At 32.5% G+C, this 26,180-nt stretch carries 42 protein-coding genes; 23 read left to right on the forward strand and 19 right to left on the reverse strand.

Annotated elements, in window-relative coordinates:
* Position 1: 1 nt before the first annotated feature.
* From PHV37_09015 to PHV37_09105, 19 genes are all read right to left on the reverse strand, one after another.
* Positions 2–2,224 carry a hypothetical protein gene (locus PHV37_09015; protein ID MDD3238220.1) on the reverse strand — a complete coding sequence of 741 codons (2,223 nt, stop codon included), beginning with the start codon at positions 2,222–2,224 and terminating at the stop codon, positions 2–4.
* The gene (locus PHV37_09020) at positions 2,224–2,733 is read right to left on the reverse strand and encodes a hypothetical protein (GenBank protein MDD3238221.1); all 510 of its coding nucleotides are present in this window, start codon (positions 2,731–2,733) and stop codon (positions 2,224–2,226) included. Before PHV37_09020 ends, PHV37_09015 begins: the two co-directional genes overlap by 1 nt.
* 1 nt (position 2,734) lies before the next feature.
* Positions 2,735–5,059 (reverse strand): hypothetical protein, encoded by a 2,325-nt coding sequence (locus PHV37_09025; GenBank protein ID MDD3238222.1) that lies wholly within the window; start codon positions 5,057–5,059, stop codon positions 2,735–2,737.
* Between the two features lie 2 nt (positions 5,060–5,061).
* Positions 5,062–5,655 (reverse strand): hypothetical protein, encoded by a 594-nt coding sequence (locus PHV37_09030; GenBank protein ID MDD3238223.1) that lies wholly within the window; start codon positions 5,653–5,655, stop codon positions 5,062–5,064.
* Positions 5,656–5,667: 12 nt separating this feature from the next.
* Positions 5,668–6,204 carry a hypothetical protein gene (locus PHV37_09035; GenBank protein MDD3238224.1) on the reverse strand — a complete coding sequence of 179 codons (537 nt, stop codon included), beginning with the start codon at positions 6,202–6,204 and terminating at the stop codon, positions 5,668–5,670.
* 45 nt (positions 6,205–6,249) lie between these two features.
* On the reverse strand, positions 6,250–6,741 hold the full coding sequence (locus tag PHV37_09040) for a hypothetical protein (GenBank protein ID MDD3238225.1): 492 nt from the start codon (positions 6,739–6,741) through the stop codon (positions 6,250–6,252).
* Entirely contained in the window at positions 6,731–6,976 is a 246-nt protein-coding gene (locus PHV37_09045) for a hypothetical protein (protein ID MDD3238226.1), read from the reverse strand. The genes PHV37_09040 and PHV37_09045 overlap by 11 nt, the downstream gene beginning before the upstream one ends.
* A gap of 59 nt (positions 6,977–7,035) precedes the next feature.
* Positions 7,036–7,446, reverse strand: a complete 411-nt coding sequence (locus tag PHV37_09050; protein ID MDD3238227.1) for a hypothetical protein — start codon at positions 7,444–7,446, stop codon at positions 7,036–7,038.
* Positions 7,447–7,531: 85 nt separating this feature from the next.
* Positions 7,532–8,527, reverse strand: a complete 996-nt coding sequence (locus tag PHV37_09055; protein MDD3238228.1) for a hypothetical protein — start codon at positions 8,525–8,527, stop codon at positions 7,532–7,534.
* 45 nt (positions 8,528–8,572) lie between these two features.
* Positions 8,573–9,271 carry a hypothetical protein gene (locus tag PHV37_09060; GenBank protein ID MDD3238229.1) on the reverse strand — a complete coding sequence of 233 codons (699 nt, stop codon included), beginning with the start codon at positions 9,269–9,271 and terminating at the stop codon, positions 8,573–8,575.
* Positions 9,264–9,521: a hypothetical protein gene (locus PHV37_09065; GenBank protein MDD3238230.1), complete on the reverse strand. Its 258-nt coding sequence runs from the start codon at positions 9,519–9,521 to the stop codon at positions 9,264–9,266. The genes PHV37_09060 and PHV37_09065 overlap by 8 nt, the downstream gene beginning before the upstream one ends.
* Positions 9,521–11,164: a portal protein gene (locus PHV37_09070; protein MDD3238231.1), complete on the reverse strand. Its 1,644-nt coding sequence runs from the start codon at positions 11,162–11,164 to the stop codon at positions 9,521–9,523. The genes PHV37_09065 and PHV37_09070 overlap by 1 nt, the downstream gene beginning before the upstream one ends.
* A 1-nt stretch (position 11,165) precedes the next feature.
* Positions 11,166–11,375 carry a hypothetical protein gene (locus PHV37_09075; GenBank protein ID MDD3238232.1) on the reverse strand — a complete coding sequence of 70 codons (210 nt, stop codon included), beginning with the start codon at positions 11,373–11,375 and terminating at the stop codon, positions 11,166–11,168.
* 49 nt (positions 11,376–11,424) lie between these two features.
* Complete coding sequence (locus PHV37_09080) at positions 11,425–12,753, reverse strand: PBSX family phage terminase large subunit (GenBank protein MDD3238233.1); 1,329 nt, start codon at positions 12,751–12,753, stop codon at positions 11,425–11,427.
* Positions 12,725–13,237, reverse strand: a complete 513-nt coding sequence (locus PHV37_09085) for a terminase small subunit (GenBank protein MDD3238234.1) — start codon at positions 13,235–13,237, stop codon at positions 12,725–12,727. The genes PHV37_09080 and PHV37_09085 overlap by 29 nt, the downstream gene beginning before the upstream one ends.
* 83 nt (positions 13,238–13,320) lie before the next feature.
* A complete protein-coding gene (locus tag PHV37_09090; protein ID MDD3238235.1) occupies positions 13,321–13,698 on the reverse strand; it encodes a hypothetical protein in 378 nt (125 codons plus the stop codon).
* A 710-nt stretch (positions 13,699–14,408) separates the two neighbouring features.
* Positions 14,409–14,822, reverse strand: coding sequence for a hypothetical protein (locus PHV37_09095; protein ID MDD3238236.1), 414 nt, complete (start codon positions 14,820–14,822; stop codon positions 14,409–14,411).
* Positions 14,823–14,888: 66 nt separating this feature from the next.
* On the reverse strand, positions 14,889–15,083 hold the full coding sequence (locus tag PHV37_09100) for a hypothetical protein (protein MDD3238237.1): 195 nt from the start codon (positions 15,081–15,083) through the stop codon (positions 14,889–14,891).
* Positions 15,084–15,233: 150 nt separating this feature from the next.
* Positions 15,234–15,527: a helix-turn-helix transcriptional regulator gene (locus PHV37_09105; GenBank protein ID MDD3238238.1), complete on the reverse strand. Its 294-nt coding sequence runs from the start codon at positions 15,525–15,527 to the stop codon at positions 15,234–15,236.
* Between the two features lie 191 nt (positions 15,528–15,718).
* Between PHV37_09105 and PHV37_09110 the strand changes: the two genes are divergently transcribed.
* From PHV37_09110 to PHV37_09220, 23 genes are all read left to right on the forward strand, one after another.
* Positions 15,719–15,877: a hypothetical protein gene (locus PHV37_09110; protein ID MDD3238239.1), complete on the forward strand. Its 159-nt coding sequence runs from the start codon at positions 15,719–15,721 to the stop codon at positions 15,875–15,877.
* Between the two features lie 22 nt (positions 15,878–15,899).
* A complete protein-coding gene (locus PHV37_09115; protein ID MDD3238240.1) occupies positions 15,900–16,181 on the forward strand; it encodes a hypothetical protein in 282 nt (93 codons plus the stop codon).
* On the forward strand, positions 16,181–16,381 hold the full coding sequence (locus tag PHV37_09120) for a hypothetical protein (GenBank protein MDD3238241.1): 201 nt from the start codon (positions 16,181–16,183) through the stop codon (positions 16,379–16,381). Before PHV37_09115 ends, PHV37_09120 begins: the two co-directional genes overlap by 1 nt.
* Positions 16,374–17,291, forward strand: a complete 918-nt coding sequence (locus tag PHV37_09125; protein MDD3238242.1) for a hypothetical protein — start codon at positions 16,374–16,376, stop codon at positions 17,289–17,291. Before PHV37_09120 ends, PHV37_09125 begins: the two co-directional genes overlap by 8 nt.
* The gene (locus tag PHV37_09130; protein ID MDD3238243.1) at positions 17,284–17,721 is read left to right on the forward strand and encodes a hypothetical protein; all 438 of its coding nucleotides are present in this window, start codon (positions 17,284–17,286) and stop codon (positions 17,719–17,721) included. Before PHV37_09125 ends, PHV37_09130 begins: the two co-directional genes overlap by 8 nt.
* Positions 17,709–18,278 (forward strand): hypothetical protein, encoded by a 570-nt coding sequence (locus PHV37_09135; GenBank protein MDD3238244.1) that lies wholly within the window; start codon positions 17,709–17,711, stop codon positions 18,276–18,278. Before PHV37_09130 ends, PHV37_09135 begins: the two co-directional genes overlap by 13 nt.
* Positions 18,272–18,583, forward strand: coding sequence for a hypothetical protein (locus PHV37_09140; protein ID MDD3238245.1), 312 nt, complete (start codon positions 18,272–18,274; stop codon positions 18,581–18,583). Before PHV37_09135 ends, PHV37_09140 begins: the two co-directional genes overlap by 7 nt.
* 314 nt (positions 18,584–18,897) lie before the next feature.
* Positions 18,898–19,143 (forward strand): hypothetical protein, encoded by a 246-nt coding sequence (locus PHV37_09145; protein ID MDD3238246.1) that lies wholly within the window; start codon positions 18,898–18,900, stop codon positions 19,141–19,143.
* On the forward strand, positions 19,136–19,771 hold the full coding sequence (locus PHV37_09150; GenBank protein ID MDD3238247.1) for a hypothetical protein: 636 nt from the start codon (positions 19,136–19,138) through the stop codon (positions 19,769–19,771). The genes PHV37_09145 and PHV37_09150 overlap by 8 nt, the downstream gene beginning before the upstream one ends.
* Positions 19,772–20,034: 263 nt before the next feature.
* Positions 20,035–20,370, forward strand: a complete 336-nt coding sequence (locus PHV37_09155; GenBank protein ID MDD3238248.1) for a hypothetical protein — start codon at positions 20,035–20,037, stop codon at positions 20,368–20,370.
* Between the two features lie 207 nt (positions 20,371–20,577).
* Positions 20,578–20,781: a hypothetical protein gene (locus PHV37_09160; protein ID MDD3238249.1), complete on the forward strand. Its 204-nt coding sequence runs from the start codon at positions 20,578–20,580 to the stop codon at positions 20,779–20,781.
* Entirely contained in the window at positions 20,778–21,236 is a 459-nt protein-coding gene (locus PHV37_09165) for an HAD family acid phosphatase (protein ID MDD3238250.1), read from the forward strand. Before PHV37_09160 ends, PHV37_09165 begins: the two co-directional genes overlap by 4 nt.
* Positions 21,237–21,387: 151 nt before the next feature.
* Entirely contained in the window at positions 21,388–21,537 is a 150-nt protein-coding gene (locus PHV37_09170) for a hypothetical protein (GenBank protein MDD3238251.1), read from the forward strand.
* An 11-nt stretch (positions 21,538–21,548) separates the two neighbouring features.
* Positions 21,549–21,968: a hypothetical protein gene (locus tag PHV37_09175; GenBank protein ID MDD3238252.1), complete on the forward strand. Its 420-nt coding sequence runs from the start codon at positions 21,549–21,551 to the stop codon at positions 21,966–21,968.
* Positions 21,955–22,563 (forward strand): DNA cytosine methyltransferase, encoded by a 609-nt coding sequence (locus tag PHV37_09180; GenBank protein MDD3238253.1) that lies wholly within the window; start codon positions 21,955–21,957, stop codon positions 22,561–22,563. The genes PHV37_09175 and PHV37_09180 overlap by 14 nt, the downstream gene beginning before the upstream one ends.
* Positions 22,553–23,050, forward strand: a complete 498-nt coding sequence (locus PHV37_09185) for a DUF1660 family phage protein (GenBank protein MDD3238254.1) — start codon at positions 22,553–22,555, stop codon at positions 23,048–23,050. The genes PHV37_09180 and PHV37_09185 overlap by 11 nt, the downstream gene beginning before the upstream one ends.
* Positions 23,043–23,276, forward strand: coding sequence for a hypothetical protein (locus PHV37_09190; GenBank protein MDD3238255.1), 234 nt, complete (start codon positions 23,043–23,045; stop codon positions 23,274–23,276). Before PHV37_09185 ends, PHV37_09190 begins: the two co-directional genes overlap by 8 nt.
* Positions 23,273–23,440 carry a hypothetical protein gene (locus PHV37_09195; protein ID MDD3238256.1) on the forward strand — a complete coding sequence of 56 codons (168 nt, stop codon included), beginning with the start codon at positions 23,273–23,275 and terminating at the stop codon, positions 23,438–23,440. The genes PHV37_09190 and PHV37_09195 overlap by 4 nt, the downstream gene beginning before the upstream one ends.
* Positions 23,427–23,753: an ASCH domain-containing protein gene (locus PHV37_09200; protein MDD3238257.1), complete on the forward strand. Its 327-nt coding sequence runs from the start codon at positions 23,427–23,429 to the stop codon at positions 23,751–23,753. The genes PHV37_09195 and PHV37_09200 overlap by 14 nt, the downstream gene beginning before the upstream one ends.
* Positions 23,746–24,090: a hypothetical protein gene (locus PHV37_09205; protein ID MDD3238258.1), complete on the forward strand. Its 345-nt coding sequence runs from the start codon at positions 23,746–23,748 to the stop codon at positions 24,088–24,090. The genes PHV37_09200 and PHV37_09205 overlap by 8 nt, the downstream gene beginning before the upstream one ends.
* Positions 24,083–24,541, forward strand: a complete 459-nt coding sequence (locus PHV37_09210) for a hypothetical protein (protein MDD3238259.1) — start codon at positions 24,083–24,085, stop codon at positions 24,539–24,541. The genes PHV37_09205 and PHV37_09210 overlap by 8 nt, the downstream gene beginning before the upstream one ends.
* Before the next feature lie 153 nt (positions 24,542–24,694).
* The gene (locus tag PHV37_09215; protein MDD3238260.1) at positions 24,695–25,081 is read left to right on the forward strand and encodes a hypothetical protein; all 387 of its coding nucleotides are present in this window, start codon (positions 24,695–24,697) and stop codon (positions 25,079–25,081) included.
* The gene (locus tag PHV37_09220) at positions 25,081–25,485 is read left to right on the forward strand and encodes a YopX family protein (GenBank protein ID MDD3238261.1); all 405 of its coding nucleotides are present in this window, start codon (positions 25,081–25,083) and stop codon (positions 25,483–25,485) included. Before PHV37_09215 ends, PHV37_09220 begins: the two co-directional genes overlap by 1 nt.
* The last annotated feature ends 695 nt before the right edge of the window (positions 25,486–26,180 follow it).

A 26,180-nucleotide genomic window follows, 5' to 3' on the forward strand; every position in this document is an offset into this window, starting at 1 on the left:
ATTATTTTTTTGCCGTCATATATGTAGGTCTGTTGATTGCAGGGTGAGAACCATTTCCTTGAGTTGTACCACCAAATCTTGTATCAAGAACAATATCAAGATGGTTCTCATGATTAGTTCCATGCTTCCTGTCGTATTCTCTTAAATCAACTATTTTGGGATTACGGTCTGCATAATTCAATTTAGGAGTTCCACCGAATTTTTTTAATAGAATAGGGTCTGATGTTCCTATTTTAGCAACTTGAGGTAATTTTAATATTTCGGTTGTTGCCATTGTTCTTTTTTCTGGGATTTTATGTTCAGACATTGACACATCAAGTTTATACCCTTTTCCATGTCCACCGGGATTTCCTGCTCTGTATCGTGCACCATCAACATAAGTGAATTTCATTCCCAATCTTCTGCCCAGTTCTGGAAGTGCAACATCAGCAGTATAAGTCAATACTTTTGTTTCACCTTTTTTCGGAATAGTTGCATTTATTTCATATGTGATATTTGTAGTATTATTAATTCGTTCCCAAGCTTTTTGTTTGTATTCATTTTCGATAGAGTTATATATTTTTTTACACATACTGTGTATTTCTTCTTGCTTTGGTTCTCGTTTTTCTTGTTGCTTGAAAATAGTATATTCTTTTGCCAACATGCTATATGCTTGATATTCTTTTTTCTTATCATTGTACAGTTTTGCAAGTTCTTTACTTCTTATGCCGGCACGTCCTAATAATTCTTTTGATTCATCAATATTTTTATTTTTAGCATTAGCATCTTTGTAATTCATTGCATTTATAAAATCACCAATTTGTTTATCGGTTATGTTCTTTACATTAAAAGCAGAACCTTGTCTGCGTTCAATTTCTGACAAAGTTTTTACCAATCCATCTTGAATATCGCTAGAGTGCAATCCACCGGGAGCTTGAGTGCCAAAAGGAATGAAAAACTTTTTTATTGCTTTTTTTAATCCAGCCTCTGGCGTATATTGAACATCTGCACCTGTCCTTTGCATTTCTTTTATTTTCTGATATTGCTCTTTGTTTAACATATAAAGAGCAGGATTTTCTTTTAAAAACTCCTCATGATTAGTTGCTGCCATATCTAGCAAATAGTTATAATCAGCCCAGTTATCGCCTGCTCCATTAAGTTCTTGAGCCGTTTTTAAGTTATTATAAATCTTTATTTTTGCATCAAACGATAAATCTGAACGATTAACTGCAGCCATAACATCACCTATTTGCTGACCGTTATCCAATCGGGTAAACACTTCCTGCATAATCTGATCGCCAACAATTCTATCGTTTTCATCCTTAACGGCTGTATTCTGTCTTTTTAATCTTGTGTATTCTCCTTCTACTGCATTACGAGTTTGAGGATCTTTTATATCATTTATTTTTTTATATGCATCAGCCATTGGCAAGCCTACAAGTGCCGATGCAGTTGTTCTTGCTGTGTATGATAATTGGTTATCTTTTACTGCATTTATAAAATTTGGTAATCTTTCCGGGTTGATTTCAGCTTTGTGTTTGTTTAGATAATCTGTTGCTTTTAATGAACCCTCTGCAAGATATGCTGATAAAACCTCCTCATGAACATTTGATAAGAATTCTTTTTTCTCAAGTGCAACTGTTGCAGCATCTTTGTGCTGAATTTCTGCTTGCCAATCAATCAACTGATAACCTGTTGTAATTTGTTTATCAACATCAGCAGGTGTGTTTCTTGAATTAACGGCAGATGTTACAGCATTTGTTAGTCCGTTTTTTGCCTCTGCGTTAGAATAGTTTATACCCTCTTGAAAATCGTGTCTATTTACTTGTGCTTGAACACGTTCACGCATTCTTTGCATATCTGCTCTGAATCTATTTGCATTTGCAGGGTTTAATCCTGCCGTTGCAATTTTATCATTCATTTCTTTATCAAAGTCTGCAAGAATATTTGCCGATTGACCGTATGCATCTTTACCTTTTTTATAGAAATATCCTTTTTCTTTATCATACAATTTGTCTTGTTCCCATTGTGATTCAAGATTTGATATTTCTACCATTTTTGTTTGGTCAATCATATTCTTTATTTCAAGAACGGCATCACCAGTATTTTGAACTGCAGCAGCAAGTTTATTCCCTGCTTGTGCAATATTGCCACCAAACATATTTATATCAGTTTGCACTTGTTCATATGGAGTGTCAACAGGTTGTGCTTTTACTTCTCTTTGATATTGTGGAACTGTTACCATTAATTCAATCCTCTCGTTTCTCTCAATCTGTAAAATATTTCATAATTTTCTGGAACATTTACGGATTTAAGGATGTTTTTGTCAATTACTGTTTTGTTTATTTCGCTTGATGGAAATCTATATCCGAATTTCTTTAGCCAATTTTTTGCAATATAATTTTCTTTGTGCATAAAGTTGTATGTTAGCCAATATTTTTGGTCGAATTTATTTATTTCAAGTTTTAAATTTTTGAGCAAACATATTTGATGTTTTGTTATTTCTGGAGTTGACAACATCCAGACAACACCTATACCTTGACCCATATCAACAATTCCGCCCATTACTGCAGGGATATTTTGGTTTTTTGTACAACCGATAACAAAATAATCTTTTCTTTCAAAAAGTTCTTTCAAAAAATTTTGTTTAAAATCTACACCTCTTGATTCAATGACTTCGTGCAAATCTTCTGGTCGCAAATTGTCTAAAATATATTCAATCTTTTTTTTTGTTTTTACTTTTCTATATAGCATTTTATCCCTCTAAATTTACAACTGCTGCCAAAGATAGAATTGTAATCGGTAATGGATATGGTTGTTTTATATGAACGGTTGCATCAACTGTTGGAATAGCAAAAGGAGTTGCATCAATACTTGTCGATACTAAAAGTCCAGAATCATTAATACTATCCATGGAACGTGCATTTTGAAATGCTGTACCATTTGCACCTACAATCTGAAAATCTTCTCTTGATTCGTGAATTCGGATTGAAACACTATTAATTATCTTTTTTATACCTTGAGTATTTTCGCCCTCTATATTCAATGTTTCAAGTTCAAATTCGTAAGGTAAACCAACAATAACTTTATTTGCTGCAACTGGTAATGTGATTTTTCCGCCTGCTACGGTCAAATTATTGACGATTCCGCCATCTGCATTGACAATAACTTTTTTACCCTCAAGATGGTTTAATCCAGAAATTTCTGTTGCTGCAGTTGCAAAATCTGCAGATAATCCACAATCAACAAGAAACGCATCTTTTACATTTGTTATAATTCTTGTTGCAAATCTTTCAACATATCTTTTTTCAGAACCATTGATAACTCTTTTTACAATGAAATAGGCAATATCTTCTTGATTTTCTCTTACTACTGCAACTGATTCAAACAATCCGTCCGTTTCGTGTCTGTGCCATCCACACAATTTTTGTTTCTTGTTGTAGGTCAATCCCAAAAGATTTCCATCATTCATAACTACCCAAACCAAACGATAAGGTTCTTTTGCGTAATCAATATATTTAACTTGTTTGCCACTAAACAGATGATTTGCAAATAGGCTTAATTCATCACCATCGTATTTGTCGGACAAATAATCATAGCCTAAATCTCTGACAACACTTCCCCCAGACTGAACAAATATAACCATGCTGCCAGATATTATTGGTTGAACATTAGATGAACCATAGCAACTTTGAATAAGTGCAAGTGGTGATGGGTTTGCCTCGAATACTCCATCAGAACCATTGATTTTCCATTCTGAATTTTGACATAAGACAATCAAATCTTTGAATGGAATCAAGTGTCTGATTTCATTCCCTTGAATATCCGACATGGGAATTGTTATTGCATCAGTTGCAATCAAAGGTCTTGAGATGTTGAAATTATTTGATGTTGCAGTTTGGCTTGCCCATAAAACTTGAGGATTATTTATTGAATTTGCATAAACTTTTCTTTGTTGAAAATAACCGACACATCCGGGGTTGTTTCCATCCTCGAATGGATTTTGTGCAAGTGGTGCTGATTCTTTTAAATCAGGTTCAATATTATCATCATTGAAAGATGTTTCAGTTGATGTTCCGACATAGCCAAAGATACCATTAACTGAACGATAGATGTTATATTCACATGCACCTGCGACTGCATTCCAAGATATTGTAAAGTATTCACTTGTAGTCCAATAAGCCTCTCTGTGTCCTGTAACAGTAACTGTATCTGACCTTACGCTTTCTTCTTTTGTTTTATCATCAACTGCAGTAACAAGATATGTATAACTTCTTGTGTTTGAGGTAGAATCTCCATGCCACGTTGCAGCAATATTTGTAGGTGCAGTTATGCAAGGTTCAAACAAAATATCTTTTAATTCCCAATCATAATGAGAATATCTTGATAATTCTTTCGGTGTGTACGATTGATGAACCAATGTAAGAACATCTCCAGATTGAGTTTTTTTAATCAATGGTAAATCAATAGTTTCATAAGGTGTTTCTATTTCGACAATTTCACCACGTTTTTCAATTTTGTCATTATTTTCATCAATTCCGATAGTTAGTTCAGTTGTATCAATAGAAGTTACTTTACCTTTTGAAAGAGCTTTACTTGAACCATTTTGATATACTTTTGATAGGTTTTCATCTTGGTAGCAAATTATATCTGCTGCTATTGCTGCAGATGTATAAACTACATCATCATTTCCTAATTTATATTTATAATATGTATCATCATTATCATTTGTTCCTGTCGATACATATTCATATGTACCAACGTATGTAATTCCGTAATCGCTTGGGTAAATGATATATCCACCATCTTTGATGAATCTGAAATAATGAGAACCTGCCTCAATTACATATGTTTGCTCAGAATTGAAAGTAAATGGAATCAATCGAGATTCTTTTGAACTATCTTTAATTTCCCCGATAAATTCTAAACCGGGGCGATTTGATACGCATCCCTCTTGATGTACAAATCCATTTTTTAAATTTTTTAACCCTAAAGAATATTGTTCAATATCTGTTCTTGAATATAATACAGGACTTATCTCTCCCCTTGTAAAACTTATTTGTGATACTCTTGTTCCCATTTTTAATACCTACTATCAACGTATGTTGATTCATCTTCGTCTTTGTCTGTACCCTCTGTGGCGTTTTGAACTTTACCTTTAGCAATAAACATTTCATATTTTTTTAACGCATTATTTCCTTTATCCATAGAACCTGTAATAACTTCGCCTGTAAGAGAGGCAAGGAATTGACCAAGTGCCATAACAAATTCTGGAGTGAAATATGTTTCTTGTTCTACAAGTCTTGTGTATTTAAGAATTGCAGGATTTGTATTTGTCAAAATAGTTCTTTCATTGTTTTCGCTTGTTGCAATCAAGAACTTTTTTTCTTTTCCGTTTTCATCCAATAATTTTCTTGCAGAAATACAATCATTCGGATATGCAAATTCATATAGATAGTTTGGATTTGGTGATTTATTTGCCGTAAGTGCAAGATTTTTGTGCCTCATTGCAAAGTTCCAATCATAATCTTTTAAGACTGTATCTCTAGCGAGTTCATATTGGTTATCAAGCAAAATTGCTCTTGTATCGGTTGTTTCATTTCCGTTTTGAATTGGTGCAGATACACCAAGTATATTCAATGTAAGATTGAATATATTTGTTTTTGAATATGCCATTTTTTTAAATTCCTATTTATACCAATATCCCGCAACACTTTTTGCAGAACTGCCAAGACCGTTAAAACCTGTAGCTGCTGCATTCATAATTCCTGCAGAATATGCATTTTTACCTGCAATAGAATCCATTGCAGCTTGATTTGTAAAATTATTTGATTTTTGATAATAAGCTCTAGCCTTTTCCTCGTAGTTATATTGAGTATTCAAAGCATCTAATTCACCCATTGCTGCAGTATCTTCAATCACATCAAGTGGAGTTCCTTGAGTAACATCAAGACCGTTTGCTGCCATTGCAGCTTGTTGAGAACCTACGGCTTGCATTGTTTTTATTCTCTGCATACGAGATTCTTCTATGCCTTGTTGTCTTTGTGCAGCTGCATTATTTTCTGCAATTTTTGCATTATTTGCAGCTACTTGTGTTTGGTAATCATATTGTGCCTGTTGTGCTTTACCTTGCTCAACTGAACTTACAACACCTAATGTCGTACTTGCAGCAGTTGCAGCTAAAGATACAGCTAAGATAATTTCTGATATTCCAAAGTCGCACATTTTTAAATCCTTTCGCTTTTCAATGGGTGAATAATGCTTTACTTTTTATTTCGCATCTGCGATTGCTTTTTCAAGTTCGTCGATTTGTTCCTGTATTGTTTTGTTTTCTGGATCAAAATTAATTTGTTTTTCGATTGCAGTAGTAATTAAAGCATCGAGTTTTCCGATTTTATCGGCATTGTTTTCATCTGGGTCATTATTTTTATCTGGAGTATTTTCTCCGTCTGGGATTTCCCCATCTGCTTTTGGTTCAGTAGGAGGTGCAGGTGTTTTGTCTGCAGCTATTTCTGCCTCTTTTGCTTCGATTTTTTCTTTTAATTTTGGAATACCACATGCTGCAATATTTCCACCTATACCTAATTCTGCACATCGTTGCAATAATTTTTCTTTTTCTACTTTCTGGGTTTTATCTGGAGTATTTTCTCCGTCTGCTAATGTTGCCCAAGATGGTATTTTTTTACCATCAAAATCAACAACCTCTCCGGGTCTGATAATTGTTCCGTTAAAAAATGCTTTGATATTAGCTTTAATTTTCATTAGTTTTCTCCTTTGTCTTTGGTGTGCCGTAAAGGATTTCAGCAACTGACGATGCTCTATCTACTGCAGCTTTTTGTTTATCAAGCATTGGTAGAACGTATTTCATTTTTTCAGTATCAAGTTTTATCTGTTCAGCTTCAATAATTGTTCTTACAGCACTTTCAATATCCCATCTGCCAAATTTTCCAAATTCCTTATCTTCTTGTTTTTTTTCTGGTATTAATTCTTCTGACATTTTTGTTTTCTCCATGGTTAAAAAGGCTGACTAGAAGAACTAATCAGCCTTTTGACTAACTACAAATCTTGATATGATGCATCATCACCTGCGGTAAATCCTGCAGTTACTTTACCTTTTGTTGGTGCAGTTGTGCCTGTTATATCAAAATAACCTTTGAGATACCTTTTACAACCTTTTGGCAAGAAGTTGATAGGAAATCTGTATCCTGCTTTTAAACTGGCTAAGGCAATATCTCCAGATGTATAAATATCTGTATAAGTACCAGATTCTGTTGCACAAGTTTGAAGTTTAAAAGCCATTGATGTAAGGTTATCAAAATCTTCGATTACTTGAGCGAAGAAAGGTTTTGGTGTACCAAATCCTTTATCTCCGGGTGTTCCTTTACCTAAGTCGATTGTGTTTGTTGTTGCTGCATCAGCAGTAATGGCTTGCCCATCACAAAGCAAATTTTCTTTATCTAATTGCATTTTTGTTTCTCCTTTTTTGTTATGTAATAATAGAGGCTTTCAGAGAGGACAGCCTCAAAACTCTATACATTTAGAAGATATTTTATTAAGATATTGCAGATTCTGTGTTAAGAATTTGGTCACAACATTTAATAGGAATACCCAAGAATTTCACAATCGGTTTTCCTGCGAATTCATCAACTGTTAAATTAACATTTGATTTACTCATTGCTTGCAAGTGCAAGTATGTTTCGATTGTTTCGTTTGCATAGATAACCAATTTACCTGTTTTTGCATATCTTTTAACCTTGTGATATGCAGTTACCATCAATTTAATTAAATCTGCAGCACTAGAACCATCAAGATTTGAAACATCAATATTGCAAATACGACAAGTTGAACGATAATCTCTTACCGTCAAACCTAAATCCCATCTAAAATGGTCTCTATAAACTTCATACATTTTTCCGTTTGAATCTGTTGCAGTTTGTTGACCTTTATTTTCGTGTTGCAAACCTGCTTTTGAACCTTTTGGGTATAACATATGTGTATGTAAATCACCCCAAGTTACAAACCAGATTGAAGTATTATCAGAACCAGAACCACCACCATTGATGACCCAATTACCAATAGACTTTCCATCTGTTGATAGTTTGTTATAACGAGATGCCAAACCATCGAATGCAGCAGGGTTTGTTTTCTTGTTGCCGTAGAATAAGTTTTCTTGTACGGTTTGATTCATTGCTTCCAAGAAACCTTGAGATTCGTTCAATCTGAATTGATTTACATCACCGTTCAAATCTGCAAGTGCTTTATCGACTTGTGAGTATACTTCAAGCATACCTGTTGCATCTGTTACTTGTGTGTAATCGCCTTTTGAACAATTAACACCCTCGTAAAATTTTCTGAACTCAACATCTGGCAATCCGTTTCTTACTGTTGTTTTATGAGTTGAACCCTCGTTACATTCTTTTACCACCGCATCCTCAAGCAATACATTTGATTGTGATAACAAATCAATAATTGTGCTTGTTACTTTTCCAGCCTCTGTTTGAGAGTATTTGTCTTTCAAAGTTAAATAAGTATTTCCTACTGTAGCCATTTTAATTCTCCTTTTTTGTTCTTCTACCTACATTTTTATTTCCGATTATTCGTCAGCAGTTGAGCCATAAAGGATTTCTGCAGCAGATTGTTCTTTCCCTGTAGGAAAGTTTGCGTTAGGCAATTTGTCATCATTGCAGAGAGAACCGATACGGTGAAACATTTTAACGATTTCTGGGTGGAAATTAAGCCCAGATTCAGCCAATAAACCTTTTACTGTTTCGTTTGCAAAAGCCTTATAGCCAATATCAGCGACATCAATATAAGCATCCATTTGTGCCTTATCGCCATTTCCGATTTCTTTATCTGTATTCAAAAGTTGTTTATATTGAGCCATTTTATCTTGTTGTATTTGTTGGACAGCCTCAACAACCTTATTTGATTGTTTTCCTACCAACTTAACTGCAAGGTTTACAAACTCATTTGCTTGCTCTTGAGATAAATTCATCTTTTTTGCAATAGGTTCAAACTCGCCTAATACTTCGTTGTCGAGTTGCATTCCGTCTGGAAGTTTAACAGCAGAGTAATCATAAGAATCTGGTGCAGCAATTTCTTTTGATTTATCATCATCTTTTTCTGATTCTTGATTTTCTTTGTCTTTTGTTTTTGTTTCATCAGTTTCTTTTGATTTATCAGATGTTTTATCATCTTGATTTTCTGTTGCTTGTTCCTGTGTTGTTTCTGTTTTTGTTGTTTCTTCTTGGTTTACTGGTGTTTCTACCGTTGTTTCAATTTGTTCATCCATTTTCATTGTTCCTTTCGCTAATTATTTTTGTGTAAATTTCTATATTCGATTTGGCAATCAAGTCCAATAGCCATAAGCCTTGTTCTCTTTTGCCTCTTGAGTAGAATTCTTTTCTCTCGTTTTCTGTGTTGCATCCTCTTTCAAATGCTCCGAGATGGTCTAAGAGAATGCATAAAAATTTATAGCCATCGGAATCTACTGCAACATTGTTTACAATGATTTGCAGTTCTTTATCTGTTGGTGTTTTCATTAGCCAACTCCCATTCTTGAGAGCATATCCCCACCGAATGAATCAACTCCACCGATGTTTTTAATCATTTCTGAACCTTGTTGGAGAGCAGCCATTTGTTTTTGTTCTTCTTGCTGCTTTTGTATTTCTTGTCGTTTTTTATTAACTTCATCAGATGGCACAATGTGTTCTGGGTTTATGTTTGCAACTGCTGCATAATCGTCAACAATCTTATCTCCGTTTAGTTTGTAGCAAAGTGTAGGGTCGATTGCTTGAGCAAGGTTGACTGTAAATGTTGTAAATCTTTCAAGACTTGCAAGACCTTTTGTCTTTTGTGCTTGAGCAAGAGTTGAAACGAATTCCATTTCAAGTTCTTCGCCTTTGATAATTTCTGGAGGAGTTTTCAATATTTGAACTCTAATTTCTTCATAGAAAATCCATTCAAGAATGTATCTCAATGCTTTATGGACTTGGTCAAGAAGTGGTGATAACAAGACCATTTTTTCTTCTTTTATTTCGTTTACTTCTGTTGCAGTTCTTCCACGTTCTGCAGTGTTCAAAATAACTGCAAAAAGGTCATTATAAAAATGTTCTTTTACTGTTTGTTTTAATTCGTTGATTTCCTCTTTTAATTCCAAAATTCTTATGTTTACTTCATATACTGGTGAAATCCCATTACCTTGGTCATCAGTTGGAATAAACATTCCAGGAGCATCAGAAATCTTTGTACCTTTCATACTTGCAGGACCTTTGTATGCAGGAGATACAATTTTCTTAACTGCCTTTGCGTATTCTTTAGTCATTGACATAAGTTGACGAACATCCGGAAGTGCATCAATTCCGGGGCAAGAGTTTGGATAAGTATCTTCTCCGTTTGTTTCAGATTCAAACACTACATAAGGGAATCTTTCAAATCCAGATTTATTAAGGATTTTCCCACTTGCAACTTCATAAGTTACAGAAATAAATTGTTTATGGAATGCAAAAGGTGAATCTGTTTTTCTCTCTTTGTTTGGTTCAACAAAGTGAACAAGTTCAAATAGCTTTTCTGGCGAGTTTTCAGCAGCACTTAAAACATCATCTGAACAATTTGCTTTGCCGAATTTTTCTACGATATTTTTTGCTTTTTCTTTGAAATTTCTGCAAACTGTATCAACTTCACCTCTAAAATCTTTTGAATAACGATATGAGCCGATTGGTAACAGTTTGAAATTAACAACTGTATTGAAATCGGATTCCATTGATAGGCAAGAGAATCCGAATACAGCCAACTGCTTATACGCACCTAAAAGCCGTTGATAAAAATTTGATTTTTGTAAAATTGTTCTGGTCAATTCTTCATGTTTGTTGCACCAAAGTCTTACTTCATAATCTTGCATCAAGTCTTGATTTTTGATTTGCGATTTGAACCATCTTGTTGCAGCAGATGTTGCACCTGATTGCATACCTGCAGCAAAGTTCTTTACTGAAATCAAAGGGCAAGAATCAAGTATCTTTTTAGATTTTTTGATAGGTTTATTGACATCATTCACAAGAAATCTGCTCATTCTGGGTTGAAGATAATCAGATAATTCTTGCAAATCTGGTTTAATCTGGTTGAATTCTTCATCCAGTTCTGCACGTCTTTTTTCAAAATATGTTTTGTTGTAAGCAAATTCTGCCATTTTATGCCCCTAATAATTCTTTTTTACTTGTTGCTGCATCATCTCCAAGACCTCTTGCAGATGTTTTAATATCTCTACCTGCAAGTGCTGCAGTTTTATTTCTGGTTGATGTTGACGATTTTGAAACACTTGCATCAGCATATGTTGGTGCTGCTACTTGTTCCTTATCTGCAGTTGATGCAACAGCAGGTGTAGATGGTGTTGAACACATGGTTTATCTCCTTTATTTATGGCTTTGAAATTTTTCAATTCGCGTAAAATTAATCAGCGAATGGGTCAAAGTCTGTATCTACTTTCATTTGTGGTTGTGCTTGTTGGTCTGCAAATAGGTGAGAGTGGTAAACTATTGAATAGATTGCCATCATCACCGTATCTGCAAAGTCAGGACTTTCCGATTGTTCTTTACGAATATCTTTCTTATCCTGTATAAATATGATTCCACTTGGTTTATAAACCTTTTTGATATATTCAAGTTGGCGAATAGCATTATCACAAGTTAGTTTTAACCAACCATTTTCAAGAAAATCTTTTATTGCTAGATAACCATCTGCTCTTGCGTTTCCTGCATTTGGATTTTTGTGCGAACCTGCACCCCTAAACCCTATTGCATGAGGTATTGATTTTTTGACTGAATTCCATATAGGATAACCAAGTCCATCAGCATCTATTGTCAATATGTCGGGTTTTTCCCATCTTGAATAAAGTTCAATAATTTTACCTTTAGTAATGTCAGTATCTGGTTCTGACCAAGTTACTGTTTCTGTTTCTTCCCATCCTGTTATGGATTTTTGAGTAAACAATTTTGCTACACATAAATCTCCACCAGATGCAGATAAATCCACTGCCATAACTTTTCTTGTGATATGTGTTTCTTGATTGAATACGAGGGATTTTGCTCTATCGAGTTGTGATGCACTGACAAGAAAATCATTAGCTTGATCGAGTGGATGACCTAACCAGATGTGATTGTAATCTTTTAAATTCTTATGCTTACAGATTTCAGCCTCTTTGAACATTTGCTCTGTTAGAAACGGATTATCAAAATAGTTAATGGTTATGTGCAAACAATCATCACGACCTGCACAAAATTTATAAACTGCATCGTTTCTTACAAATCTATTCATCGTAAAAAATATTTTTGCATTTTTCTTACGCACGATAGTCGGCACAATTACATCGAGAGTTGGTTTTGATATAGCCTCTGCCTCATCAATCCAAAGAATATCAATATCTGCAAGACCTTTGATATTTACTTTCCCCTGCTCTCTAAAGCCTTTAAAAGAAATGGTAGTTCCTGTTGAATTACTAACAATCTCTTTATCTCTGATTGTAAAATTCAGATTGAATTCATCTATTAATGTTTCAAAAACTGCTTTTACTGATTCATTTATGGTGTTTTGAATTTCACGACCACAACATATTTTAAGCTTTATTTTATCGGCAAGAAATAACAAGAACCTTGCAACACTTTGCGTTTTGGAACTTCCACGACCACCCTCACCAAGAAAATACGTGTAGTTATTAAACTCTGTTATCATCGGCATCATTTTTGGTGGAAGATTAAGCATCTGTGGAACTATCAGTGTCATCTTTCACCTCGCTGTTTTCTGACGATTCAGAACCAATATTGAAAGTTAGGTTTTTATCATCAACTTTTATTTCAGACATCTGAACAACTGCCCCACCATGTAGCTCTACTTGGTCTTTAAACTTTCCATGTAATTTTCCCTTGAGTTCAATAGCTTTTAAAATTGCAGATAAATTCGGATTTCCTTGTTTGTCAAGGCTTTCAAGAGCAGTCAAGAGAGCTGAATCCAAATCGTTCGCACAATCTTGTACCGTATATTCCATTTCTTTTTGTGCAAATTCTTCTGTTTTTGTTTTGTAATATTCAATCCATGGGGTAACCTTGGGGTTTTTCAATAATCTTGAAGATTCAACCCAAACTGTTCTCTCACTTGCTTTTGAATCATACGCATATCTGTACGCTTTTGATGCATTTCTTCCATTCTGGAAGTAATATTTTAAAAATTTATCCTGTTTTTCAGTTAATTCTGGTAAGTTTTCTTCCATAATGTTCCCCTTTGTTCAAAAAAGGGTGGGATAAAGAAAAGCCTTTATCCCTTGGTGTTTCACTTTATATAAGAAAGGAGGAGTCAGCTTTTTATGATTTCATTTTGTCCGTAAAAATCACATCGTCTACGGCGAATTTCAATCACTTCACCACGTTTGTTGTGAATTTCTTTGTTGCTGCAGTAACAAAGCCCAAACGGTTTACCTTTTTTGATTGTAATTTCCTGTTGGGTAATTTTTATTTGATGTTTAACTTTTTGACAAAGTCGTTCAACTTGCTTAAATCCTGTTGCTTTATCTTGAAATACTTTTCCATCAGATATTCTTTTTTCATCAAGTCTGGCAATATCTTTTAAACAAACAGGACATCTGCCCAGATAAAGTTTTCTTTCTGAAAATTGTTTGGTATCATCAAGAAACCAAATATCATATTCTTTAAAATTTTTGCAATGATTAAGCAAGTGAACACCTCAAAATAGGCTTTACTATTAGCCTACAACTACCCCTGTAAATTTACGTTTTGAAAGTTCTTTTTGTTATCTCTCCCGAGTTTGTGTCCCCACAAAAAACTATTCAGCTTTTCAAAACAATTTACATTTTGAACTTTAAGCGAGTATTCAAATTATCTCTAGTTTAACTAACTAACTAACAGAATATTTTTTATGTTCAAGATTCAGTTTTTGTATAAGAAAAACAGGAAAATAAATTCGTGTTTACATTTTGTAATAAATGGCGGCGGAAAAATTCCCTTTTGTTTCTAAATAGCTTGCCTATTCATTGTTTTGCTGCTTTTCTTTGTTTGTTTATTTTAATTTTCACCCCTTTTCTGAACCGTTTTTGTTTGGTTTTTCGCATCCTGACCTTATTTTAAAGGAAAATTTTAAAAATCCTTTTTGTATAAAAGATAAATTATTTATTTATAAATAATTTATTATTTTATTTTATTTTATTTTATTTTATTTTATTTTATGGCATTGCGATGCATAATTTTATGCATACCTTTTTGCAATGCACAATTTTATGCAACGCATATGCGTATGCAATGCAAGTGCAATGCGTGTGCAATGCGTGTGCAATGCAAGTGCATATGCACTTGCATAATTTTGCATAGGTTTTTGCATATGCATAAATGTATGCACTGCATATTTTTGCATAAAAAAAGAGGTTACTTTTAGTAACCTCTAAATCCTAAATTTAATCTTGTGTTAATTTTATCTACTTTTCTGTTCAAATCATATAATTCTTGTTCTGTATTGTTGTAATCATAATTACTTTTTACAGATGTTGAATATGAAAATATTGGATTTGGATTTTTTTCATCCGTTATGTATTTTGTAGTTTTTTCTTGTTTATTTTCTTTTTTTAAATTGTTTTCCATTTCCATTGATTCTAATTTGCTGCTGCACCTATAAAAATCATTCTGGTATGATTCCATTATTTTTTCAAGTTGTGTGATTTTGGTTTTGAGTTCTGCATTTTCATCTTTCAATTTGTTTGATTTATGAATATAAAATACTGCAGTAGCTGCAGATATAAACATTGCAACTGACAAGATGATTATAAAAACTTTTGATTTGATATTCATACCTGTATTATTTACTGTTCAGACATATATTTCAACCCTTTTGTTAAGGAACTTCATGAAATTTTGTTACTTTTTTCTTGTTACAAATTTTTCTAATTTAGGGAAACAAACAAATAAAATAAGAAAAACAAGTGAACATAATAAAGTTTTACCTGTTTCTTGAATAAATGCAATTACAATATTTGCTATATCAGTATCTAGCCATACACAAATTGATATAAATCCGATTATGCAAAATATGACCCAAACTTTTTCTTTCATTTTGTCCTCCGGTACGACTTTTTATATACAGAAAGGAGTTAATAATGACACTAGCTGAATTATCTCAAATATTATTCGCTCTTGAATCTGTATATGATTCAGAAACTGCAAGAATGATATTTGTAAAAATCTTAAAAACTGTCGGCGACATTACTTTATAAGCCCCTCATCTTTTAAGATTTCTTTCACTTTTTGGGCAAATTCATCTTGAACTTGCTCAAATTGTGTTGTGTTAAACATATTTCCTTTGCCACAAATAAGCCAATTTAGATTCACGTCATAGTACATCATTAGTTTACTCAACAATTCTATTGATGGGTTTGATAAATTGTTTTCTACATTTGAAACAGCTTGTTTTGACACACCAATATTTTTCCCGAAGTCTGCTTGTGTTAAGTTCTTCTGGTTTCTAATGGATTTTAATCTTTCATTAATTTCAGACATTTTGACCTCACATATAAATTTTTGTAAATAAAATAAATTTAATTTACTTGACTTTTGATTTAATTTGGTGTACCATTTATTTTGTTAGTTAGTTTAACTAACTAACTATATTAAAACATAAACACGCAAAAACGGCAAAAATTGCTGTTTACTTTGTGTGAATTTGTATGCCAAAAAATAGGAGATTTAAAGTGGTAGAAAAAAAAAGAAAGTTTAGCCAATCTGTTGGTTTTACGGAGAGCCATCTTAATGGATTGGAAAAACTTATCAAAAAAGAAAACGGAAGTATTTCAAGTCACACTAGAGCAGCTTTAGATATGTATTTAAAAGCTAAAGGAATTATTGAATAACTTCAAATTTAGGAGGATAAAAATGTTTAATGTGTTTAAAAAATTTCAGAGCAAAGGTTTAAATTATTCAGAAAAATTAATTTTTCTGGTTGACCAAACGTACAAATATTATTGTACAGCACACAAAAAAAGAATTTCCGATAAGGTGGATTTTCACCATACTGTATATGCAAGAAAATCAACACTTGAAGCCCTTAAACCCGTAATTGCAGAAAAAAGAGTTGAGAAATGTTTTGCTAATTGTGTTTCAGAAATGAAACAACAAGGACAAACAGAAGAACTCTCATTATATGGAGTTGCGTAGTGATAGGATTTAGAGGTAGAAATATTGCAACTCCAACTAAATGGACTTCTGCTGCAGTTCAATGTTATCAAATCGGATGTATCTGCAAAAACTGTGATATGTACGAAATAATAGGTGATAAATGCAGTATGAAAGATTCTGTTGTAGAGCTCGTTAAAAAAATCGGCATTCCCGGGGAGGACAATGTCGAGAATGGTTAAAGAGAAAAAAACAAATTTAGTAGAGAGATTCTTTTCCCACGATTTGTACGCAAGAGAAGATATAAAAATCAAAAGAATGCTTTATTTTTTTAGAAAAGAAAGTGAAGATAAAGCAAAGGCTGCAATATGTGTTTTCTGGTGGATTATCGAGGATATGCATAAAGACAGTTATAAAATAGCTGAACTTGATATGCATGCAGATGATTACAGATGTGATATTGAATTCCTGAAATCTATTCTTGAAGATTTTGAACTTTTTAGAATTGAAGATGATTGTTATGTTTCAGATAGAGTAATGCGAAATCTTGAATATCAAACAGAACAAGCTGACAAAAATTCAAAAGCAGCAGAAGTTAGATGGCTATTATCTGACTTCAACAAGGCATACAAAGACGAATTTGGAGAAGAACCGATTCTCGAAACAGAAGAAATCGAGGCTTTGAAAAAATATAATGGAAAAATTAAAGATTTACGCAAAAAATTCCCAGATATTTTATATTCATTGAAAAGTTTAAAATTTGATACGGATATTAATTTCAAACCTTGTGCAAATTGGTTGCTTGCAAAAAATAATCTATCACGTTTAGTGAATGGTGAATTTGGAAAATTAAAACATCGCAAGACTGCCAAAGAAATAAAAGCAGAGCAGGTTGCTGCGGCAGAACAAGCTGCAAAACAAGCTGCAATAGAAAACCAACCATCTGAAATTGATATTGCTTGCGAAACTATGAGCAGTAAGGCATCAGCTATAAGTTTGGTTACTGAAAAATATTTATTGCAAAAAGATGGCGAAGTATTGATGGCAGCAGGAGGCAAAATCTTAATCAATCCTGTTGCAAGACCATTGATGGAAAAATTTGATATTACGGAAAAAGAGATTTTAGAGGAGGCAAGAAAGATTTATGCCTAAACTTCCACCAAAAATAATGAATAACGAGATAAATAAATATCCGATTTTTGCTCTAACACCAGAGGGAACATTGGAGGATGTATCATCAATAATAAATTCAACAGATGATTACAATCATTATCTTGCAGAATTACATCATTTTGTACCATATACCGACTGGGAAATGAATACAAAAAATGTAAAAAATATTGTAGAACAAAAATTAATTTTATTACCAAAGGCTTGCCATCAACATCTTGAAAATTCTGATTTCAGAATGCCAAAAGATGAATTTGAAAAAGTATATAAGATTAACCCAGAACATCTTTTATTTGATATAAACCGTAAAGATTTTCAAGTTATTCCTGCAAAATTAAAAAAATACGAACTCGAATATGACGGTTGTTTTGATGACATTGATCATGATGAGGTGATGAAATGTCTCAATTAAATCTATTTCCGAAAACAGAATATAATTTTTTACATACATCAAAGGGTAAAAATGACGAATGTTATTCCAAAAGATATGCAGTTGAACCTTTATTGGAATTTTTAGAACCTTTTAGGGGTAAAACAATTTGGTGTCCGTTTGATACAGAAAAATCTGAATTTGTAAAAGTGTTCAAAGAAAAAGGGTTCAATGTTGTATTTTCTCATATTAAAAATGGTCAAGACTTCTATGATTATGAACCAGAAAAATGGGATTTATTGATTTCAAACCCACCATTTACAAATAAGAGATTTATTTTTGAACGTGCATTGAGTTTTAACAAACCATTTGCTTTGATAATGAATGTTGCTTGGCTTGTTGATTCTGCACCTGCACAATTATTCAAAAATAGGGATTTGCAACTTTTAATATTTGAAAACCGAATGGATTTCGATAGACCAGATAGCAAAAATGCAGACAAAATCAATTTTTCTGCAGGATATTTCTGTTGTGATTTTTTGCCAAAACAAATATTGATGAGAACTTTGAAAAAACCGGGGAGAAAAAGAATATGTTAAAAAGACGAAATAAATATGTATCTTGGGAATATCCGAATGATGCAGTTGTTATCCCAACAAAAATTGTATCAGTGGTTGATGTTATTGAATATTCCGAAATCAAAGTAAAAACAGTATTTGATTGTGAATCACAATCTGGAGTTCCTCAAAGATGCATTTGTTGGGAAAGATTAAGTATTTCTGTAGGTGATGAGGTTCAGTTAACAGGCAGATTCAAAGACAAGATATTTATCGCATGGAAAGTACTAATTACAAAACGAGGAGAAAAAAAAGATGAAAATTTCAAAAATGAAAATGTTGGTTAAGAGATTACCGAATGATGGGTTACTAGACTTACATGAAATTTTAATTGATGAAATGAACTTTCGCAAAGCTAACAGTATATATATAAAAAACACCTGTGCCTGCAGATATAGCAGATTTTTGTGAAAAAACATTGCCAAGCGAATTTCAGCAGAAAACAGAGAACAAGGAATTGATAAGTGGAACAAATACCAAAAATGATAATTAATCTTTATCGCAATGAAGAATATTATCGCAAAGCAGATTGTGAGCAGAGTGCGAAACGAAGTGTAGACACGTTTAATGCGAACAATCAAGGTAAAGATGGGGTAAAATCGTGCAAGCAGAAGAATTTGAAACAAGGCGAGAATTCAATAAAAGATTCCCAAGTCAAATCTATATCTGCAGCAAATGCCACAAGATGACAATAAATCCATATGTGTGCAGCAAGTGTGGAAATCAAGCAAACAATCTATTTGATGATTTTAGCGAGAGTTATCAATACAAGATTAAAGAAGAATCAGAACAAGTTTATAAAGTATTTAAACCAATAGAATTTGAAAAGGAGAATAATAATGACTAAAGACAGACTAACAAAAGAGGAATTAGAACAAAAACAGAAAGAATTAAAGGACGATATAGAACGTCTAAAAAAGATTATAAAAGCATCTGACAAAACGACCTTTGAAATCATTATCGAAGATTTAAAAAGACAAATGCACGAAAATGTAAATAATGAAGCTTGGGGCACTTTAAAGTCTTGCATCAAAGAGGTAGATAATATCAACGGAACTCAAGAATTTATTGAAAAGCAATCTACTCTTTTAAGCAAAAAAGAAACAGAACTTGAGGAAACAATCCAAAAAATAAACAATTATCAACCGTCAATATTTGAAATTAATTATGACAAAGATGCAAAAGCATTGCCGACAGGATACAAAAATGGTGATAGTTCAATAGTTTTTGGAGATATATACAAATCTGCCAAAGAATCAACAGAGCCAATTTATTATTTAGTGAGGGAATCTACAACATCAAAAGGTAAAGTTGCGGTTATAAGTTCTGCAGATGCCAAAAATGAAATGTTTTTAAATTCTCCAAAGACTTTGCAACTAATAACCGAATTCGACTATATCGGAAATATTTACATAAAAGATATTGACCACGACAACGCAGTATCAGCATTGAAATTGATTACTGGCGAATCGTAAAAAAGAGGAACCATTACTTTATCTATTTTACAGAGCAGACACAGAGGCATGGGAAAATAGGCGGTTTTATTGGATTTTTTGAAGAAAGAAAAAATCCACCTTGGTTCAAGGTATGAACAGCAGACAGATGCAAACGGTATGCTACAACCAGTTAGAAATTAATTACAGTAAATTAAAAATTCCTGTATGGCAGCTTGGAAAGACAAGCATTTTATTAGATAAAAAAGGAGAAGAAAATGCAAACATTACAATTTAAACCAGTTATGAGAAAACTAGACCCTATTGATGCAGTAGAACTTACGCGGGAAGTGTGGGAACAAATTGAAAGCAGTGAAAGTGGAATTTTATCTGTAAATAAATTACAGATTGGTGCGATTCAATTTGATGGTAGAAAGTATTTCTTGATTGAGAATACAGAAATGCAAGGTGCATTCACTAAAGCTGATATTGGCTCGATTATAATTTATGATAACCATTCATCTAGCATATTTATTTGCAACCGAGATTTATTTGATGGCGAATTTTCATACATCGGTTCAGAACTTGACAAACAACTTGCTGATTGCAGAAAAGTTTTTGAACAAGAAAAGGTATCTTAGGGTAAAGATACCCTCTAAAATAGCCCTATTTGAATATAGAGGGTGAGGTCAAGTCGTTTATGGGGTACGTGAAGACCACAATAACAAAAAAGAAAACCGTTGGCAGCTCGGAAAGACGAGCATTAAATAAAAATCCGAAACGGTGGAAGTCCTCCTCCACCGTCTGCAGATGATAGCTGCACTGATGAGGATTGAAAGGAAGTTGATATGGCAGATTTAACTGAAAATCAAAAAATTGAAAATGCGAATAAACAATACGAATTAGTAGTAAATCAAAACCGTTCATTGCAAAGAGAACTGCGACACGAAAAGATTTTGAGAAAAAAGACAGTTCAAGTTCTTAATTTATATCTGCAGGGAGGTTGCAGCGATTCTTTACTGCTTGGATTAATTAAGGAGTGCGAAAGATGAAAAAAGATTTAATTATCTGCGATATTGACGGAGTTATTGTTGACATTTCATGGATTTTTCAAGATGAACAATTCAATGCTCCAGATAAAACACCAGAAGAAAAATGGGATTTTTTCAATAGAAATGCAAACAACATGGATAACAAAATAAATTATGATGTTGTTGAAATAATAAACCGATTAAAATTCTTTGGTGGATACAAGATTGCTTTTGTAACAAGCCGTAGCGACATCATATATAAAAGCACTTTGAATATGTTGCATAGGATTTTTGTGTTTGATGACATTCTTTTATTGATGAGGAAAGAGGGAGATTTATCACCTAGTTCATTGGTAAAAGATAGAATTCTTGCAGACTTGAATAAAAAATACAAAATCATTTGTGCCATTGATGATGACCCGACAAATTGTGCAATGTTTAGAGGTAATGGAATAACAACAATGCAGGTAGTTTGATGAATAAAAAGCAGAAGTTTCTGGATATATACAAACATGCATATCTGCTTGAATGTTATGCGATAAAACAGGACATATATACCGAAAGTGAATTATACGATATTCGATATGAAATCAACAAAAAATTATATGAGGAAAAGAAAGAAAAATAATGCAATACAAAATAGATGATATAGCAGTTGAAATAAAAAAACCGACAGGCATTTCTAAAGATAATGCTAGTATTGCTGCAGCATTCATTTATAAAATTGCAGAGATTGAAATGAGAAATATTGGCAAAAGATTTGTACTACAAAAATAAAGGAGATAGTTATGTTAAAAGTAGAAGAATATTTAATCAATAGTGAAAGACAATTAGTTGCAGATGAAAATTACATAAGTGATGGAATCATTATTGTTGCTAAAGATAAAATTGAAAATCCTTTGTTGAAACAATATAAAAATATTGATGAAAATATTATGAGTACAATTCCTTTTGAAAAAGGCGAGCAATATGATTTACCTGCATTCTGCGAATTATTCCCTAGAAAAATTCTCGGATTTGTTTTTGATGAAAAATATTCATTTGACTATGATTTTTTTGATGTTTTTGCTTCATCTTTTTATGGTCTTGATTATTATACAGTTAGAGAAAGTGGAAATCGAGTTCCTATTCTAAAAGCATTTGATGAGGATGATGAATTTGTTGGCTGCTTTTTAGCTTTTAAGAGGGTTAATAATGAAAATTCTTAATCTGTATGCAGGTCTTGGAGGCAATAGAAAATTATGGGGTGATAAATACGATATAACTTCTGTAGAAATTAATCAGCAGATTGCAGATATTTATAAAGATTTATACCCAGAAGATACGATAATTGTTGGCGATGCTCACGAATATCTGTTAAGACATTTCAGAGAGTTTGATTTTATATGGGCAAGTCCACCATGTCAAACTCATTCAAGAGCAACTTTGGGTAATATCAACAAGGAGTGTTTTGATTATCCAGATATGAAATTATACCAAGAAATAATTTTGCTAAAAACTTTGTTTAAAGGTGATTGGGTAATCGAGAATGTAAGACCTTATTACAAACCTTTAATAGCACCATCATTCAAAATAAACAGACATCTTTTCTGGAGTAATAGATTTTTAATGACACCGGGTTTCGAGGTGCAATTAACTGAAATCTGGGAGAGTGTAAAGAAAATGGAAAATTATTACGGTTTTAATCTGGAATCATACAAACTTGAAACGAAATTCAGAAGAAAAATTTTGAGAAATTGTGTAACTCCAGAAATAGGAAAGTACATATTTGAACAAATAGTAGGAGGCATAAGTGAGCATTAAAAAGTTACTAAACAAGCTATTGTGTAAAATAGTAGGTCATAAAATGGATGAACATACATACAGGCAAGGTGGCAGTATGTGTGCCAGATGTGGTTTTTTCATGGAACATCCATCTTGGAAAGTAGAACGTGAAAATCTAAAAATCAAAGAAGAACAAGAAAACTCTTTGCTGAATTGCGAGTTGCGCAAAAAGGAAATTTTTGAAAATAAAAACTCTCAAAATAAAGGTATAGAGCTTAATACAATGGTTGCGCAACTCCAACGCAAAGAGGAAGAAATTAAAAAAAATAGTTTAAAAATCATAGAATTAACAGCATTAAACAAAACATTAACAGATGAGTGTCTAAATTGCAACAGGAATAATCAAAACAAAAAGCTGAAAGCGATATTAATAATAATTCAAGGTTTGTTGATAGGTGGACGACCTCTTTCTGCTCAAGAAGAAGTAACTAAAATATTAAAAGAATTGGAGGTTGAAAATGGGTAAATTAATTAAGTCTGTTTATTTTCAACTTGGAGTTATTGAAAACACTCCAGAGATTCTTCATTGTAGAGAAATAATGGGCAAGGTCGTGACTGATTTTGTTGTCAAAAAGGCTGAAATTATTGACGATTTTATTTATAAAAATCTTGAAACAAACATTCTTGAAATGATGAAATTAAAAATTGAAAACGAATTAATGACAAGAAGATTAAAAGGAGTGAAGAAATGAAAAATTTTCCAGAAAATTGTGAAGATTGCGACATCCATAAGTTTAGACAAAAACATCCGATTCTTTCTTGCTTTGATTCTATGCATACAGAGATATGTTACATGTGCTTAATTTCAAAATGTTGGGGTGCAGGAATGCAAGGAGAGAATAATGCTGATATTTAATCTTAAAAAAGAATGGTTTGACAAAATAAAACGTGGCGAAAAAACTCACGAATATAGAGATTTCAAAAGGTATTTTGAAGTGAGGTTAAACAATCTTATGCCTAATGAAGTAGTTTTATTTCGCAACGGATATGTGCCTAATCCAGATAAAGAATTGCTTACCAAAATAAAACATATATCAGTGATTCAAGATGGAATGCAAACAGATTTAAAGCATAATAATCCTGTCTATGATATTGAATTTGAATTGATAGACCCATTGACTGATTTATTAGATGCTTACAAGGAATTGAAAGGAATAATTAATGAGTAATTTTGTTAGTGAAAATTTAATAAAAAAAGCTAGAAAAGAACACAGGTGTGATTGTTGCAATTCTTCTGTGCAAGTTGGAGAAAGTTATGTGCATATTGCAGGAGTGTGGCAAGGAAACTTTTTTACTGAAAATATGTGTCCTCAATGTAGAGAAATTCTGGAAATATATTTGTCTGAAATAGAAAATGAATACGACATACACTTTTTATTGGATGAGGTTTTTGACTATGACGGTAAACGTGTTTACGATTTGCTAAAGCAAATTAAACATCCATCATCATTGGTGTTATCTTACATTGAAGATTATGAAGAAAAATTAGGGGTTGCTGATGAGTAAGGTTTATATCGTAACCGAGGGTGATTATTCAGATTATCATATTGAAAAAGTGTTCAGTAAAAAAGAAGATGCTGAACTTTATGTACAGCTTAATAAATCTGATTATTACAGTATGGAAGTTGAAGAATACGAGATTGATAATGTAAAACTGCCAGATGAAAAAGATGTCATCCATTATTATTTCTGTTCTACTGCTATTTATCATTCAGAAACGCACCATAAATATTATATTTTAGAGTGCAATATAAAACAAAGAGAAAAAATTCAATTAAGAACAGAGCCTAGCGGTTATAAAATATGTGAATTTTCAAGTTATTACACCAATAATGGAGATAAAAAAATTGCGACTATAGAATCATTTTCTCAAAAATCTCAAGTTCACGCATTCAAGATTTTAATTGAACAATTTCAAATATATTCTCAACAAGCATTCGAGGATGGCAAACTATGACTTGTGAGTTTGCAATCAAAAAAGATAGAGTGATTTGCTGCATGTGTGCAAATCTTGGCAAAGGTCTATTAACGGTAAGCCGACAAATATACATAGCAGCAAATGTGTAGAGAATCCAAACTGTTATTATAAATTATGGAAAAGGAGTATAAAGTGAAAAAGAATAGAAGATTTAAAAGAGATATGCAAAAACAACTTCGAGATATTTCATTCGAGAACAGTACATTGAAGATGGATAAAATTAGATTAATTGATTCCTATTATAAAAAATCTGCTAGGTTAATAGAGTTGGAAAATTTTATAAAACACCCGACTATAGAACATAAAATTTATAATGAAAATGTTATTGATATTTATGGTGCAGCCGACCATACGTTTCAAATGAATATTCCATTTAGTCAACCTCTACGTTATGTTACGAGGGTTGATAATAGGCTCTATGAATCAGATGAAAGGTTTAAAAGTTGTCTTTATGGAGATATGATTCGCAAATTTTCAGAAAAACTTTGTGAAAGATTTGTAATAAAGGAGGGTGAATAATGAAAGATAGATTTAAGTTCAGGGCTCATTTCCCTAACAAAGAAGGGATTATGCAGAGTAAACCAATACATTATTTAAAAAGATTGGGTGAAATTAATAGCGAGTTAGTTTGTTTTGAAACCATAGACGGCATTAGAACCTGTTGCAAAAACAACGAAATAGTTTTAATGCAATGCACAGGCTTAAAAGATAAGAACGGCAAGCTAATTTACGAGGGCGATATTATAAAAGACTGCAATGAAGATAATTATGGAGAACTCTATGAAGTTTGTTGGCTAGATGAATGTTGTGGATATTTTCTAAAATCAGGGGAAGATGAATACTATGACATCAATGATTATAGCATTCTAAAGGTTGTTGGTAGCATCTATGAAAACCCTGAACTATTAAAGGATGGTAAATAATAAGAAAAAGAACTGTTGTTATGATTGCTGGAATGATTAGGCAAGGGTTACATGAATATAATTGTAGTGCAGATGTGTTTCACTTCGTTAAGGCTATAGCCTTGATGATATTTTGTAATTTTATAAAGGACTTTAAAAAGAATAACAATTAACAAAACTTCATGCGTATGGCATCTAAAAATTTTTTGTTTTAATATTTAAAGTATGACATTAAAACAAAATTGTACGGCAGTAGAGTATAGACGTGTTTCTTCTAAAGAACAGGAAAAAGGCTATTCACTAGATGCACAAGATGAACTTATAAAAGATTATGCCAAGAAAAATGGCTATAATATTGTTATGGATTTTTGTGAGGCTGAAACTGCAAAAAAAGCAGGACGGCATCAATTTAATTCAATGATAAAATATCTGCGTAGCCATCCAGATGTAAAAATAATTCTTGCTGAAAAGACTGACAGAATATACAGGAATCTAAAGGATTATGTATTGTTAGATGATTTTGATAATCTGGAAGTACATTTAATAAAAGAAAACACTATAATTTCAGAGAAGTCATCTTCCCATGAAAAACTGATTCATGGAATAAAAGTTTTGATGGCAAAGAATTATATTGACAATTTGTCGGAGGAAGTAAACAAAGGGCAACTTAAAAAAGCAAAAGATAATATTTACCCAAGCACAGCACCCATTGGTTA

It is taken from the genome of Candidatus Gastranaerophilales bacterium (assembly GCA_028693235.1).
Classification (GTDB): domain Bacteria; phylum Cyanobacteriota; class Vampirovibrionia; order Gastranaerophilales; family Gastranaerophilaceae; genus JAQUVW01.

Excerpts from the sequence above, each read along its gene's own strand:
- PHV37_09015 (MDD3238220.1), bottom strand. The coding sequence starts at position 2,224 with ATGGTAACAGTTCCACAATATCAAAGAGAAGTAAAAGCACAACCTGTT.
- PHV37_09020 (MDD3238221.1), bottom strand. The coding sequence starts at position 2,733 with ATGCTATATAGAAAAGTAAAAACAAAAAAAAAGATTGAATATATTTTA.
- PHV37_09025 (MDD3238222.1), bottom strand. The coding sequence starts at position 5,059 with ATGGGAACAAGAGTATCACAAATAAGTTTTACAAGGGGAGAGATAAGT.
- PHV37_09030 (MDD3238223.1), bottom strand. The coding sequence starts at position 5,655 with ATGGCATATTCAAAAACAAATATATTCAATCTTACATTGAATATACTT.
- PHV37_09035 (MDD3238224.1), bottom strand. The coding sequence starts at position 6,204 with ATGTGCGACTTTGGAATATCAGAAATTATCTTAGCTGTATCTTTAGCT.
- PHV37_09040 (MDD3238225.1), bottom strand. The coding sequence starts at position 6,741 with ATGAAAATTAAAGCTAATATCAAAGCATTTTTTAACGGAACAATTATC.
- PHV37_09045 (MDD3238226.1), bottom strand. The coding sequence starts at position 6,976 with ATGTCAGAAGAATTAATACCAGAAAAAAAACAAGAAGATAAGGAATTT.
- PHV37_09050 (MDD3238227.1), bottom strand. The coding sequence starts at position 7,446 with ATGCAATTAGATAAAGAAAATTTGCTTTGTGATGGGCAAGCCATTACT.
- PHV37_09055 (MDD3238228.1), bottom strand. The coding sequence starts at position 8,527 with ATGGCTACAGTAGGAAATACTTATTTAACTTTGAAAGACAAATACTCT.
- PHV37_09060 (MDD3238229.1), bottom strand. The coding sequence starts at position 9,271 with ATGGATGAACAAATTGAAACAACGGTAGAAACACCAGTAAACCAAGAA.
- PHV37_09065 (MDD3238230.1), bottom strand. The coding sequence starts at position 9,521 with ATGAAAACACCAACAGATAAAGAACTGCAAATCATTGTAAACAATGTT.
- PHV37_09070 (MDD3238231.1), bottom strand. The coding sequence starts at position 11,164 with ATGGCAGAATTTGCTTACAACAAAACATATTTTGAAAAAAGACGTGCA.
- PHV37_09075 (MDD3238232.1), bottom strand. The coding sequence starts at position 11,375 with ATGTGTTCAACACCATCTACACCTGCTGTTGCATCAACTGCAGATAAG.
- PHV37_09080 (MDD3238233.1), bottom strand. The coding sequence starts at position 12,753 with ATGACACTGATAGTTCCACAGATGCTTAATCTTCCACCAAAAATGATG.
- PHV37_09085 (MDD3238234.1), bottom strand. The coding sequence starts at position 13,237 with ATGGAAGAAAACTTACCAGAATTAACTGAAAAACAGGATAAATTTTTA.
- PHV37_09095 (MDD3238236.1), bottom strand. The coding sequence starts at position 14,822 with ATGAATATCAAATCAAAAGTTTTTATAATCATCTTGTCAGTTGCAATG.
- PHV37_09100 (MDD3238237.1), bottom strand. The coding sequence starts at position 15,083 with ATGAAAGAAAAAGTTTGGGTCATATTTTGCATAATCGGATTTATATCA.
- PHV37_09105 (MDD3238238.1), bottom strand. The coding sequence starts at position 15,527 with ATGTCTGAAATTAATGAAAGATTAAAATCCATTAGAAACCAGAAGAAC.
- PHV37_09115 (MDD3238240.1), top strand. The coding sequence starts at position 15,900 with ATGTTTAATGTGTTTAAAAAATTTCAGAGCAAAGGTTTAAATTATTCA.
- PHV37_09125 (MDD3238242.1), top strand. The coding sequence starts at position 16,374 with ATGGTTAAAGAGAAAAAAACAAATTTAGTAGAGAGATTCTTTTCCCAC.
- PHV37_09130 (MDD3238243.1), top strand. The coding sequence starts at position 17,284 with ATGCCTAAACTTCCACCAAAAATAATGAATAACGAGATAAATAAATAT.
- PHV37_09135 (MDD3238244.1), top strand. The coding sequence starts at position 17,709 with ATGTCTCAATTAAATCTATTTCCGAAAACAGAATATAATTTTTTACAT.
- PHV37_09140 (MDD3238245.1), top strand. The coding sequence starts at position 18,272 with ATGTTAAAAAGACGAAATAAATATGTATCTTGGGAATATCCGAATGAT.
- PHV37_09150 (MDD3238247.1), top strand. The coding sequence starts at position 19,136 with ATGACTAAAGACAGACTAACAAAAGAGGAATTAGAACAAAAACAGAAA.
- PHV37_09155 (MDD3238248.1), top strand. The coding sequence starts at position 20,035 with ATGAGAAAACTAGACCCTATTGATGCAGTAGAACTTACGCGGGAAGTG.
- PHV37_09160 (MDD3238249.1), top strand. The coding sequence starts at position 20,578 with ATGGCAGATTTAACTGAAAATCAAAAAATTGAAAATGCGAATAAACAA.
- PHV37_09165 (MDD3238250.1), top strand. The coding sequence starts at position 20,778 with ATGAAAAAAGATTTAATTATCTGCGATATTGACGGAGTTATTGTTGAC.
- PHV37_09170 (MDD3238251.1), top strand. The coding sequence starts at position 21,388 with ATGCAATACAAAATAGATGATATAGCAGTTGAAATAAAAAAACCGACA.
- PHV37_09175 (MDD3238252.1), top strand. The coding sequence starts at position 21,549 with ATGTTAAAAGTAGAAGAATATTTAATCAATAGTGAAAGACAATTAGTT.
- PHV37_09180 (MDD3238253.1), top strand. The coding sequence starts at position 21,955 with ATGAAAATTCTTAATCTGTATGCAGGTCTTGGAGGCAATAGAAAATTA.
- PHV37_09190 (MDD3238255.1), top strand. The coding sequence starts at position 23,043 with ATGGGTAAATTAATTAAGTCTGTTTATTTTCAACTTGGAGTTATTGAA.
- PHV37_09195 (MDD3238256.1), top strand. The coding sequence starts at position 23,273 with ATGAAAAATTTTCCAGAAAATTGTGAAGATTGCGACATCCATAAGTTT.
- PHV37_09200 (MDD3238257.1), top strand. The coding sequence starts at position 23,427 with ATGCTGATATTTAATCTTAAAAAAGAATGGTTTGACAAAATAAAACGT.
- PHV37_09205 (MDD3238258.1), top strand. The coding sequence starts at position 23,746 with ATGAGTAATTTTGTTAGTGAAAATTTAATAAAAAAAGCTAGAAAAGAA.
- PHV37_09210 (MDD3238259.1), top strand. The coding sequence starts at position 24,083 with ATGAGTAAGGTTTATATCGTAACCGAGGGTGATTATTCAGATTATCAT.
- PHV37_09220 (MDD3238261.1), top strand. The coding sequence starts at position 25,081 with ATGAAAGATAGATTTAAGTTCAGGGCTCATTTCCCTAACAAAGAAGGG.